Here is a 12,690-nt window from a genome sequence, read left to right as displayed (position 1 = left end):
TTAACAAATGCCTTAATTAATAAATATATTAATTAACAAGCACCTTCGCTTCGACATTAATTTTATTATTTAACAACCTATACAAAAATATTGCCCCAACTATCACTACAGCAGCAGATAGAGATAGTCCAATATCATAGCTACCAAAAGCTTCGGTAAGGTATCCAGTAGAGATAGGTGCAATAATTTGTGCAGCACCATAAGCTAAGGTCATTGTCCCCATGAACTTAGCAGGATTACTTGGATAAAACTTACCAGCCATGGTCAGCACGAGGCTAACACAAGCGATAAAAGTACCTCCGAACAACAGAACGCTTAATATAATAACAGCAGCACTATCACTAAATACAGGAAGCAGGATCCCTATCGCCTGTAGAATATATGCCGCAATTAATGCTTTAAGATAACCAGTACTGCGTGCAATTCGATCCCATATAAAAGGGGCAGGCATGGCGGCAACGCCAACCAATAGAAAAGCAAATCCCCCCAGCCCTTGTAAACCTTCAATATCCTCGACAATATCAACAATGAAAGTAGAGCTAACAACATAACCGTACCCGGCACAAAAATAAGACAACATCATTAGTGATTTGAAGGTTTTAGTAGGAGGGTTATCTTTAATGTCACTGTCTATTTGACCATCGACAAAGGGATGGGGTATCCATAACCAAGCTGGAATAGAGAATATTACCGCCATCACAGTTAATGCGAGCCATTGCTGCTGCCAGTCAGCAGACATAACAACCATCATTTCCACCAATAACGATGTCACAATAATACTGACTCCAGCACCAGAGAAGTGAACACCTAACTCAGCACGATGATTATTTTTAACTAACCATTTTAATATCAAACCAGATGCAATAATAAAACCGCCTGAAGCACAGACACCAGCAATAAAACGTAATACAGACCAAATAACGATGTCAGTTGTGATCACCATCAAAGCAGAAGTAACAACACTTAATATCAGATAAATTCGATGTAAATTATATTTGTAGTGGAGATTATGCAGGTTAGCAGCCAATAAAACACCGAACATGTAGCCCATAAAATTAGTCGTCGCTAACCAGCTTCCACCAATCTCAGTTAAGCCTGCATTATCCTGCATTATCGGTAATAAAAGACTATATGAAAATCGAGCCACGCCAACGGTAACAATTAAACTACAGATACCAGCGAAATATACACGAACTTTTGTTAACTCCATTAACATTGTCATGACTCTTTATTGTGAAAATTATCAACACAGCATACGCCAACCTATTAATCTTAAAAATTGAATTATTTAGAATAAATACTTCTTATTATAAGAACTATTTATTATTTAAGTATGAGGACTAATATGGAAATTTTGACCCTAAGAACCTTTAAAGCAGTTGTTGATGAAGAAGGAATTAAAGGTGCCGCTGATAAACTACATACGGTTCAGTCCAATATTACTAATAGAATTAAAAAACTTGAAACAGAGTTAGATACAAAACTGTTTAATATCATTGGTCGGAAACTACATTTAACACTAAGCGGTCAAGCGCTTTACAACTATGCAGATCAAATTCTACAGCTAGAATATGAAGCCACCACCGTCATTTTACGTAATAAAGAAAATTACGAATTAAGGGTCGGTATGCCAGAAACCTTCGCAGCTGTTCATATGCCACTGGCCCTTAAAAAGCTGAAGCAAAATCACCCTCAAATCAGAACTAAAATTTATACTGATACCAGCGATAAACTGGTTTTTTCTGTGCTTAATAATAAAGTTGATTGTGCCGCTATTGGTAATGCACCTCAACATGAGAAGCTTGTTGTGATTCCTGTTGTGAAGGAAGAACTAATAATGGTGACCTCACTAGATAGTGAATATGACCCAGTGCTATTTGTTCGTGATCCAGGCTGCGGTTATAGAAAACACGCAATTATGTGGCGATTGGAGGCAGAGCGAGATAACGATGAGCTAATGTTAATGAGCAGTGCAGACGGTATTTTAGGTTGTGTCGCAGCGGGGTTAGGTTACACCATTATTGGCAAAAACATGGTGGTTGGCAGTCGCTATGAAAAATCACTTGTCATGACACCGGTCAGCCATGGTCCATCATATGTGCAGTTGTCGATTGTTTATCGTAAAGATAGCCCTTTAGAATCCGGGATTTTGACGCTAGCAAAACTGCTAACCGATACTAGCTACGCTAAATAACTGTATCACTACAGTTCAACCTTGATGGTTGGCGATATGGATAAAGCTGTCGAGTTTTACAATAAAACGATATGCCTTAGAACCCCTTACTGGTGGTTCAAATTTTTCCTTTTGAGGTGGTTTTATATGACCTTACGTATTCCGCGTTAAAATTATTTACAACGTTAGGTTTTGTTTGCTCTTAAAACAAGACAACAACATGTAAGAGTGCAAACCTGAAATAAAACTGGTTTGGAAAGTTTTATTCACTAAAACATTAAATTCATTCATTCTTTTACAATGTACTCGCAACATAAAGTCATATTCTCCCGTGATCGAATAACATTCGTAGATTTCCGACGTATCTTGAATTAACTCAAGAGTTTTCTCTCGCGCGTTTACTTCGCTCTTTCTATATTGCACCATAATAGAAGCGGTGATCTCTAAGCCTGCTTTTTCTTTATTTAAAACAGCTGCGTAGCGCTCAATAATACCAACTTCTTCCAATCTTTTTAAGCGGCGAAAACACTGTGAGGAAGATAAACCCACTTTCTCTGCCAGCTCCAAACGAGGAATTTGGCTATCCTCTAATAAAAAGTTCAGAATGCGAATATCATATCCATCTAATGGTACATCATGCATGATTTACAGCCTTTTATGGATTTTAGTGCAATTATAGTTGCATTAAACGTATTCCAGCAAGGTTATTTTGCTAGGACACTCTTATCGCTATCACGTTACATTTATGCCTGTTATTACTATTTATATTACAAAGGAAAAATGATGAGTTTAGCGATTTTAGGTGTCTTTATTCCAACCTTCTTTTTTGTGTCTATCACCCCTGGAATGTGTATGACATTAGCCTTAAGTTTAGGGATGAGAATTGGCTATAAACGTACTTTATGGATGATGTTAGGTGAGATCATTGGTATTGGGCTGGTTGCTACTGCGACTATTATCGGAGTGGCTTCGGTAATTAGCAGCTATCCGTGGCTATTTACTATTTTTAAATTTATCGGAGCAACCTATCTTTTGTACTTGGGTGTGATGATGTTGCAATCAAAGGGGAAATTAGCAATTGGTACGGAAAATAACCCCACCAAAAAGCAGCATAATAAAGCCCTTTTTATGCAAGGTTTTATTACTGCGATTGCCAACCCAAAAGGTTGGGCTTTTATGATCTCACTGTTGCCACCATTTATCAATAATGAGCAACCTTTAGCACAACAAATGCTCATTCTCGTGGGCATTATTTTGACCTTTGAATTTATTTGTATGTCACTCTATGCAGCAGGTGGTAAAGGGTTGAAATATTTATTAGCTAGTGCCGAAAATGTACGTTTAATTAACCGTATATCAGGCAGTTTAATGATCGGCGTTGGAGTTTGGTTAATATTAACTTAGCAATAATGAACAATACGGCCTGTTACTGCCGGTATTGTTCACTATCTATAAATATTAACCGATATTAGGCCCTAACCAACGCTCAGCAGTTTGTAAATCCCACCCTTTGCGTTGTGCATAGTCTTCTACTTGATCCTGTTGAATACCAGCAATCGCAAAATAACGACTTTCAGGATGAGAGAAAATCCATCCCGAAACAGCTGCACCTGGGTACATGGCGTAACTTGATGTTAATTCCATTCCAATTTCTTGCTCTACATTCATTAAATCCCAAATCACTGCTTTTTCACTGTGTTCTGGGCATGCAGGATAACCTGGTGCAGGACGAATACCTTGGTATTTTTCACGAATTAAATCGTCGTTGTCTAAAGTCTCATCTGCGGCGAAACCCCAATACTCTTTACGCGTTTTTTGATGTAAATATTCAGCGAAAGCTTCAGCTAAACGGTCACAAACAGCTTGCACTAAAATAGCATTATAATCGTCATTATCTGCTTTATATCGTTCAGCAACTTCACGCTCACCAATCCCGCCTGTTACAGCAAAAGCTGCAATATAATCCGCGACACCTGATGACTTAGGTGCAATGTAATCAGCTAAAGAGTGATTCACAAAGGGTGGCTTTTTCTCTGTTTGTTGACGTAATTGATGACTCACTTGCAAGATTTCAGTGCGTGTTTCATCGCTATAAATTTCAATATTATCGTCAACACGATTTGCAGGGAAAATGCCCACAATACCCGATGCACTAATTTCACCGGCAGCTTCAACCGTGTCTAACATAGCGAGTGCGTCTGCAAACAGGCGTGTCGCTTCTTCACCTACGACTTCATCTTTTAAGATGCGTGGATATTTACCTGCCAATCCCCACGTCATGAAGAATGGTGTCCAATCGATATAGTCACGTAATACATTAATCGACATATTTTTTACTACTTGCACACCCAATTGATTAGGCACAGTAGGTTTGTAATTTACCCAATCTAATTTAGCACCATTAGCACGTGCTTGTGTTAAACCAATCGGTGCACTGCGTGGGCGTTTATTGGCATGCTGTACTCGAACGCGGTCATAATCTAAATTCAATTTTTCAACAAATTCAGGTTTATGCTTTGGATTCAATAATTTTTGACATACACCTACTGCACGTGAAGCATTCGATACATAGACCACGGGTTGATCGTAATTTTGTTCAATTTTAACTGCCGTATGTGCCTTCGACGTGGTTGCGCCGCCGATCAATAATGGAATCGTTAATCCTTGGCGTTGCATCTCTTTTGCTACGTACACCATTTCATCTAATGATGGAGTGATTAAACCAGATAACCCGATCAGATCCGCATTATGTTCTAACGCAGTTTTAATGATTTTCTCAGTGGGTACCATTACACCTAAGTCGATAATTTCATAGTTATTACATTGTAAAATAACACCTACGATATTTTTACCAATATCGTGTACATCTCCTTTTACGGTTGCCATCACTACTTTACCGTTGGTCGCACCCACTGCTTTAGTTTCTTCAATAAATGGATTTAAATAAGCAACAGCTTGCTTCATTACTCGCGCAGATTTAACCACTTGCGGTAAGAACATTTTACCTTCGCCGAACAGGTCTCCAACGATATTCATACCATCCATCAATGGCCCTTCAATCACTTCGATTGGCATATCGGCATTTTGACGTGCTATTTCAGTATCTTCTTCAATAAATTCTGTAATGCCTTTAACTAATGCATGTGCAATACGTTCATTAACGGGCAGGCTACGCCATTCTAATACTTTGGTTTCGTCTGCTTTTTCAGCACCATCACCACGGTATTTTTCTGCAAGTTCTAATAAAGCATCTGTGCCATTAGCATGTTTATTTAACACCACATCTTCAACGGCATCTTTTAATTCTTTGGGAATATCATCATAAATCGCAAGCTGTGCAGCGTTTACGATCCCCATATCCATTCCGTTTTGAATACAGTAATAAAGAAATACAGCGTGAATCGCTTCACGTACAGGATTGTTACCACGGAATGAGAAAGATACGTTTGAGACACCGCCAGAAATCATTGCATGAGGTAAGTTATCTTTAATATCTTTCACTGCTTCAATAAAGTCTACAGCATAGTTATTATGCTCTTCGATCCCCGTGGCAATAGCAAAAATATTAGGGTCAAAAATGATATCTTCCGGTGGAAAGCCAACTTGGTTAACTAAAATGTCATAAGAACGCTTACAAATTTCATATTTACGCTCGCGTGTATCTGCCTGTCCATCTTCATCAAAGGCCATCACAATTACGGCAAAACCATAACGACGAATCAATTTGCCTTGGTGAATAAAGTTATCAACGCCCTCTTTCATACTGATTGAGTTAACGATACCTTTACCTTGAACACACTTAAGGCCTTCCTCTAAAATTTCCCATTTAGAAGAATCGACCATGATTGGCACACGTGAAATATCAGGTTCAGAAGCACATAGGTTTAAGAAACGCTTCATCGCAAATAATGAATCAAGCATCGCTTCATCCATATTAATATCGATAATATCTGCGCCTGCTTCTACTTGATGCAAGGCGACTTCAAGCGCTTCATCGTATAATTCATCTTTAATTAAACGTTTAAAACGGGCAGAACCCGTTACGTTTGTTCGCTCACCAACATTTTGAAAAAGTGAGCTAGAGCGAATAGTTAATGCCTCTAAACCACTTAAACGACAAGCAACTTCAATCTCTGGTAATTCACGCGGTTTGATACCCGCAACGGCATCAGCCATCGCCTTAATATGCGCAGGCGTTGTACCACAACAACCGCCCACTAAATTTAAAAAGCCACTTTCAGCCCACTCTTTAATATGCACCGACATTTCATCGGCTTCTAAGTCATATTCACCAAAGGCATTTGGCAAACCGGCATTAGGATGTGCAGAAACATAAGTTTCTGAGATACGCGACATTTCTTGCACATATTGGCGTAACTCATCGGGGCCCAAAGCACAGTTTAAACCGAATGTTAGGGGCTCTGCATGACGCAATGAATTGTAGAAGGCCTCTGTTGTTTGACCTGATAATGTACGACCCGATGCATCGGTGATCGTACCAGAAATCATCACAGGAATTTTATAACCGAGCTCTTCGAATACCGTTTCAACTGCAAAAACAGCGGCTTTTGCGTTTAAAGTATCAAAGATAGTTTCAATCAGAATTAAGTCACTACCACCTTTAATTAAGGCTTTAGTCGATTCAATGTAAGCAACAACCAGTTCGTCAAAAGTAACGTTACGAAAAGCAGGATCATTAACATCAGGAGAGATTGAACAAGTACGGTTTGTTGGACCTAATACACCCGCGACAAAACGAGGACGGTCAGGTGTTTCATCGGTTTTTTCATCGGCAACACGACGCGCAATACGTGCGGCTTCATAATTGATTTCAGCAGAAATAGATTCCATCGCATAATCAGCCATAGCAATGGTTGTTGCGTTAAATGTATTGGTTTCAAGAATGTCTGCACCCGCATCTAAATATTCACGGTGAATATTAGCAATTACTTCTGGCTGCGTTAAAACTAATAGATCGTTATTGCCTTTTAAGTCGCTTTTCCAGTCTTTAAAACGTTCGCCACGAAAGTCAGCTTCTTCAAATTTATGGTCCTGGATCATGGTTCCCATACCACCATCGATCAGAAGAATGTGCTTTTCTAACTGTGCTTTAATTAATGCACTACGATCACTTATCGACATAGAGTTCCCTGCTACTTTTTTCTGAGTAAAAAATGAGGGTGAATAATAGCATAAAACTTGTACTCATAACCTTTCAAAGCCATTTCTATCTTGAAATATTCTGTTATAAATTATGAATTTTTTGATGGTTGAAACAGGTCATATATTCACTAAAGTAATAGCAATTATATTAGGTGAGTGATCTATGCTGTGCAGAAAAAACGGATTAGCTTAAAGCGGAAGATTTCAATCGAATCGTAAAAATTGTATATAAAAAAAGCGAGCTGCTTAGCTCGCTTTAAAATATAAAGAACAATTGAGTTGTGACTATTAAAAGGGGTACTAATATCGATAATAAAAACTCACTTGATATTAGTAAAACTTTACAAATAATCCACTATCTAATTTGATAAAAGTGAATGTTAGAAACGCCCGTTGGCAATGAGTTAACTAATGTAAACTCCTAACTCTGACACCCACTTTCAATAAAATGATAAAACGTAAAAATAATTAATCCTCCTGTATTAATGAATACAACCAGTATTAACTTCTAAAACTGTATCTAGTTACCCCGTTGGGTAGGTGAGTGTTTAAATTAATAACTCAGTTTTTGATACGGTTTTAGTACACTGGTACGAGTAAAATTTAAAATAATCTTATACCTCCGTTTTATGTTTGTTAACGTGAAAATGCTTAAATTGGTCAAGTGCATTTAATGCAATTGTGAAGCTGCTTTTAACAACTAGGCTTCCTGAATAACCAACCTGCTAACTGCGCAGAAGCATTGCCTATCTTTGACTTTACTCCTCTTAAGCTCTCTTAGCTACTAATAATTATAGGAGAGCTTTTTACCTTTTCCAGTACTACTTTTCATCTTTATAAATTATTTACAAAATTTATATTAAGTCACTGAGATCGTATGGCGTTACCTGATAAACACAGTAATTTAACCAATTGCTATATAAGAGATTTCCATGGCTACGCCAAATTGCATGTGGAATTTCATTCTCATCATCATTCGGATAATAGTTAATCGGCATGACCGGATCTAACTCTTCTTCGAGGTCTCGTAAATATTCATTATTTAATGTATTTGCATCGTATTCAGGGTGCCCAGTGATATAAACCTGACGACAATCAGGACTTGCCGCAAGATAGACTCCCGCATCAGGTGCATCTGCAAATACTGTTAAATCTGTTTTGTCTTTAATGGTGCGACTATTAAATTCAGCATAACGAGATAATGGAGCCCAAAATTCATCGTCAAATCCTCTTACTAATGGGTGATGATGATATGACGTTCGATGTGAATAGATACCAGAGAGCTTATCATCACGGGTCTCTTTCTCTAACCCATAAAGTATGTTTAATGCGGCTTGTGCAGCCCAACATAAAAATAGCGTTGAGGTAACGTTATGGCGAGACCAGTTAACTATTTCCGTGAACTTTTCCCAGTAATATACATTTTCAAATGGAATGGTGCCTAGTGGCGCACCAGTAATAATAAAGCCATCCCATTTTTGATTTTTGATCCGCTCAAAATCACCGTAGAACTTATCTAAATGCTTTTGCGGCGTATTTCGTGTTGCTCTGGCATCCACTCGTAACAGTTCAATATCAACTTGTAAGGGTGTATTAGACAATAAACGCATGAGTTGCGTTTCAGTTTCAATTTTTTTAGGCATTAAATTAAGGATCAGAACGCGTAGAGGACGAATGTTCTGGTGGCTAGCTCGTGTTTCTGACATCGTAAAAATATTTTCAGATTTTAAAATACTTGATGCAGGTAAATCATCTGGAATACGAATTGGCATAATTACTTCCTTAAAATGGCCTTTTAGACATCTAGAAGTCTAACATTAAAATAACTTTTTTAAATACTTAAATCTAATTTAGCACCTGTATTTATTTTTCACCTGTACTTTTAGTACCTTATTTCTTATCAAAAGTTAACTATTCTCTATGTTGATCCTTCACGATTTTTAGTGCGGCTAATGCTTCCACGACCTTATCTTCACTTTATGTAGAATAAGTTCGATACATTAGTTAGACTAAAAAAACACCAATAATTAAAAACAAAAGGAATAGTAATGCTTAATATTCAAACGGTTGTAGCGGACTTAAATAATGCACAACATGCACAGGCTTATTTAAGCTTAATGTCGCATTATGCTTGTGATCCAATGGGTGGAGGTGAAGACTTGAGTGACTTTGCTAAAGAGAATTTAATCACAAACTTGCTTGCTAGAAATGATGTTTTTATTGTTTTAATTTTTAGTGGTAACCATCCAGCTGCATTATTAACAGCGATAGAAGGCTTCTCTACTTTTGCCTGTAAACCATTATTTAATATTCATGATGTTGTCGTACACAATGATTTTAGAGGCCAAGGCCTTACTAAACATTTATTTGAAAAAATTGAAGAAGTCGCAAAACAGCAAGATTGCTGCAAAATAACGTTAGAAGTATTAAGTGGTAATGCCATTGCTTGTAAAGCTTATCAGCGTCTTGGCTTTTCTGATTATCAGCTTGATCCTGAGTTTGGTAGTGCATTATTTTGGACAAAAAAATTATAAACGGCTCTCATCTAAAGATAGCTTTTATAGCGTTAATTACATTCAGTATATGATCTGATATTGAACAGAAAAATGAATCAATCTAGTTACGGATCATATGGTTGAGCACTTTGCAAAGTGTCTAACGCAGAAGTGATACAGTTTAATCAACAAGATAGATCAGCTATTAAGTGGAATTGCTGTTACCTACTGTTTAGCTGATTGATCAACTAAACGGTAAACAGCCCTACTGATTTAGTCGCGATCAAAAAGCTGACTAAATACATTAGCGCTTTTGGTAGTTAGCCTGTATTGCTTTAATGTCTTCAACCATTAAATCCATATCAACATGATTAATGCCCTGTGCATTAATTGTTGATTTAAACGTGGCATGAAACTCACCTTCGGGATTAATTAAAACAATGGAAGCACTATGGTCAACTAAATAAAAATCATCTGTTTCGCCCTCTTCAACCAAACTATAAATTAAACCTAATTGAGTGACAAATGGCCAAAGTTGTTTATGGGTACTGGTTACGCCAATAAATTCTTTATTAAAATAGTGCACATAATCTGCCAGTTGTTCTGCTTTATCTCGATTAGGGTCAACGGAAATAAATACAACTTGTGTGGTTGTATTTTGATCATTGGCTAAGCTTGGATAAATACGGTCTAGGTCTGCTAACGTGGTTGGACAAACGTCGGGGCAATAAGTATAACCAACAAAAAATAAGGTCCACTTACCTTTTAAGGATTGGTTTGTAAAAGCGACTTTCCCAGCTTTTTCAAAGGCAAATTCAGGTAGTGGCTGGCGTGTCTGTTGTAACACTAAGGCACTATTTTTAGTGCTAGTTTTAGTAGTAGTTTTACTGTGAACTAAATGAAAAGATTGGGTGCTACCGATAATAAAAAATAAAATCATTAACAGAGCACTAAAAATTATTATTAAACGTTTCATTTAATTCACACTATAAGTTTGGAAGATGGTTATTAATAACACTAATTGCCAATTACATCCAATCTGCAGTACGAATAACACCGACCGCAATCCCTTCAATATCAAAAGATTGATACTCTAAATCGACCTTTATGACGTCAAATAAAGCATTCTCTGCTTTTAGTGTTATCTGCTTACCGTCGCGATAAAAACGTTTTACGGTGACATTATCTTCAACACGCGCAACAACAACTTGACCATTGTTTATATTTTGGGTTTTATGCACCGCTAATAAATCGCCATCCATAATACCAATATCTTTCATGCTTTCGCCTTCAACGCGCAGTAAAAAATCTGCCGCGGGATGAAATAATGCGGGGTCTACATCGTAATGTGCTTCTACATGCTCTTGAGCAAGAATAGGTTCACCAGCAGCGACTTTACCGATTAAAGGTAAACCTTCATCGGCCACTATTTCATTATCTTTATGGTCGCTAACAACACGAATACCACGAGAGGTGCCTGACAATATTTCAATTGCACCTTTACGCGCTAAAGCTTTCAAATGCTCTTCTGCTGCATTGGCGCTTTTAAACCCAAGTATTTTCGCTAATTCGACACGCGTAGGAGGCATGCCAGTTTTTGCAATCTGATCTTTAATAACGTCTAAGACTTCGCCTTGGCGTTTGGTTAATTCTTTCATTATGAACTCCAAGCAATAATAAACTGTAAACAAACACAGTGTATATTTATACATGGATAATTACTAGGGTCTGTTTTCTCTTTCACGTGGTTTTTATAGGAATTTATACGGTGAATATTAGTTTGAATAGATTAATGACTTTAAATCTATCTTGGATTCAGATCATAAGTGCATAACTTGAATTGGTAGAAAAGACGGTCAGCTGAATATATGCTTATCGCTTTTTCTCCGGCAAGAGATGCAACAATGAAAACATATAAACAACTGACCTACGAACAACGATGCCAGATTTATGCGCTAAAGAAAATAGGCATGAGTCAAAATAAAATAGCTAAACAACTGAATGTGAATCAATCAACGCTTAGTAGGGAGCTTTCTCGCAATACAGGTAAGCGAGGTTATCGAATTAACCAGGCCCAACAAGCTGCAGTTAAAAGGCGTATTGAAGCGCGTAAAGCGATTAAAATGACATCTACTCTGATTGCATTAATAAATGTAAAACTAGGTGAAAAATGGAGTCCTGACCAAATCTCAGGATGGCTTAAGAAAGAGCATGGTACCAGTATTAGCGATGAAACTATTTACCAACATATTTGCTCCAATAAGCGGAGTGGTGGTCAATTATTCCAATATCTGCGTCGAAAAGGCAAGGCTTACCAAGCGCGCAATAAAGATAAACAAGCTGGTCGAGGTTTTATCAAGAACCGCGTCAGTATTGATGAGCGACCTAATATCGTTGATACACGTAGCCGAGTTGGTGATTGGGAAATAGATTTAGTCATTGGTAAAGGGCACAGCGGCGCATTAGTGACTATTGTTGAGCGTAAAACGCGTTTTACAGTATCGACACGTATTGATGATAAGTCAGCAAAGACTGTCACTGCGGCCACACTTGCATTATTAAAACCATTTAAAAATGCAGTATTAACCATCACCGCTGATAACGGTAAAGAGTTCGCTTATCACGAAGAGTTAACCAAAAAATTAAAGTGTGCAGTCTATTTTGCAGACCCATACTGTTCATGGCAACGTGGTTTGAATGAAAATACAAATGGTTTGTTAAGACAATATTGGCCCAAATCTACCGACTTTAAAAAAGTATCGAATTCATTAGTAAAAGAGGTAATATTGAAACTCAATGACAGACCAAGAAAGAAATTAGATTACAATACGCCAGCCAAATTAATGGCTGAACATATGG

At 37.5% G+C, this 12,690-nt stretch carries 10 protein-coding genes; 4 read left to right on the top strand and 6 right to left on the bottom strand.

The features are described 5' to 3' along the window. Positions 1-28 precede the first annotated feature (28 nt). Entirely contained in the window at positions 29-1,216 is a 1,188-nt protein-coding gene (locus GQR44_RS19130; RefSeq protein ID WP_166373289.1) for a YbfB/YjiJ family MFS transporter, read from the bottom strand. A gap of 129 nt (positions 1,217-1,345) precedes the next feature. Between GQR44_RS19130 and GQR44_RS19125 the strand changes: the two genes are divergently transcribed. Beyond that, positions 1,346-2,194 (top strand): LysR family transcriptional regulator, encoded by an 849-nt coding sequence (locus tag GQR44_RS19125; protein ID WP_166373287.1) that lies wholly within the window; start codon positions 1,346-1,348, stop codon positions 2,192-2,194. 156 nt (positions 2,195-2,350) lie between these two features. On the opposite strand, the gene GQR44_RS19120 is transcribed toward GQR44_RS19125, so the two are convergent. Continuing rightward, positions 2,351-2,815 carry an Lrp/AsnC family transcriptional regulator gene (locus tag GQR44_RS19120; RefSeq protein WP_166373285.1) on the bottom strand — a complete coding sequence of 155 codons (465 nt, stop codon included), beginning with the start codon at positions 2,813-2,815 and terminating at the stop codon, positions 2,351-2,353. Positions 2,816-2,953: 138 nt separating this feature from the next. Between GQR44_RS19120 and GQR44_RS19115 the strand changes: the two genes are divergently transcribed. Continuing rightward, positions 2,954-3,577, top strand: a complete 624-nt coding sequence (locus tag GQR44_RS19115; RefSeq protein ID WP_205963131.1) for a LysE family translocator — start codon at positions 2,954-2,956, stop codon at positions 3,575-3,577. A 54-nt stretch (positions 3,578-3,631) separates the two neighbouring features. Here GQR44_RS19115 and metH read toward each other — a convergent pair whose 3' ends face one another. Further along, positions 3,632-7,315, bottom strand: a complete 3,684-nt coding sequence (gene metH / locus GQR44_RS19110) for a methionine synthase (RefSeq protein WP_166373281.1) — start codon at positions 7,313-7,315, stop codon at positions 3,632-3,634. 875 nt (positions 7,316-8,190) lie between these two features. Continuing rightward, complete coding sequence (gene metA / locus GQR44_RS19105) at positions 8,191-9,108, bottom strand: homoserine O-succinyltransferase (RefSeq protein WP_166373279.1); 918 nt, start codon at positions 9,106-9,108, stop codon at positions 8,191-8,193. 276 nt (positions 9,109-9,384) lie between these two features. Between metA and GQR44_RS19100 the strand changes: the two genes are divergently transcribed. Then, complete coding sequence (locus GQR44_RS19100) at positions 9,385-9,870, top strand: GNAT family N-acetyltransferase (protein ID WP_166373277.1); 486 nt, start codon at positions 9,385-9,387, stop codon at positions 9,868-9,870. Positions 9,871-10,135: 265 nt separating this feature from the next. Here the strand turns inward: GQR44_RS19100 and GQR44_RS19095 are convergent, their stop codons facing one another. Continuing rightward, positions 10,136-10,807, bottom strand: coding sequence for an SCO family protein (locus tag GQR44_RS19095; protein WP_240923756.1), 672 nt, complete (start codon positions 10,805-10,807; stop codon positions 10,136-10,138). A 52-nt stretch (positions 10,808-10,859) separates the two neighbouring features. Further along, a complete protein-coding gene (gene lexA / locus GQR44_RS19090; protein ID WP_166373275.1) occupies positions 10,860-11,489 on the bottom strand; it encodes a transcriptional repressor LexA in 630 nt (209 codons plus the stop codon). 246 nt (positions 11,490-11,735) lie between these two features. Here lexA and GQR44_RS19085 point away from each other — a divergent pair. Beyond that, on the top strand, positions 11,736-12,690 hold a 955-nt coding region (locus GQR44_RS19085; protein WP_166371884.1), incomplete at its 3' end, for an IS30 family transposase.

Origin of the sequence: Psychromonas sp. SA13A (assembly GCF_011378715.1) — a bacterium.
In the GTDB taxonomy this organism is placed as follows: Bacteria; Pseudomonadota; Gammaproteobacteria; order Enterobacterales; family Psychromonadaceae; genus Psychromonas.
This window is presented reverse-complemented; position numbering and strand designations above follow the sequence as displayed.

Excerpts from the sequence above, each read along its gene's own strand:
- GQR44_RS19130 (WP_166373289.1), bottom strand. The coding sequence starts at position 1,216 with ATGTTAATGGAGTTAACAAAAGTTCGTGTATATTTCGCTGGTATCTGT.
- GQR44_RS19125 (WP_166373287.1), top strand. The coding sequence starts at position 1,346 with ATGGAAATTTTGACCCTAAGAACCTTTAAAGCAGTTGTTGATGAAGAA.
- GQR44_RS19120 (WP_166373285.1), bottom strand. The coding sequence starts at position 2,815 with ATGCATGATGTACCATTAGATGGATATGATATTCGCATTCTGAACTTT.
- GQR44_RS19115 (WP_205963131.1), top strand. The coding sequence starts at position 2,954 with ATGATGAGTTTAGCGATTTTAGGTGTCTTTATTCCAACCTTCTTTTTT.
- metH (WP_166373281.1), bottom strand. The coding sequence starts at position 7,315 with ATGTCGATAAGTGATCGTAGTGCATTAATTAAAGCACAGTTAGAAAAG.
- metA (WP_166373279.1), bottom strand. The coding sequence starts at position 9,108 with ATGCCAATTCGTATTCCAGATGATTTACCTGCATCAAGTATTTTAAAA.
- GQR44_RS19100 (WP_166373277.1), top strand. The coding sequence starts at position 9,385 with ATGCTTAATATTCAAACGGTTGTAGCGGACTTAAATAATGCACAACAT.
- GQR44_RS19095 (WP_240923756.1), bottom strand. The coding sequence starts at position 10,807 with ATGAAACGTTTAATAATAATTTTTAGTGCTCTGTTAATGATTTTATTT.
- lexA (WP_166373275.1), bottom strand. The coding sequence starts at position 11,489 with ATGAAAGAATTAACCAAACGCCAAGGCGAAGTCTTAGACGTTATTAAA.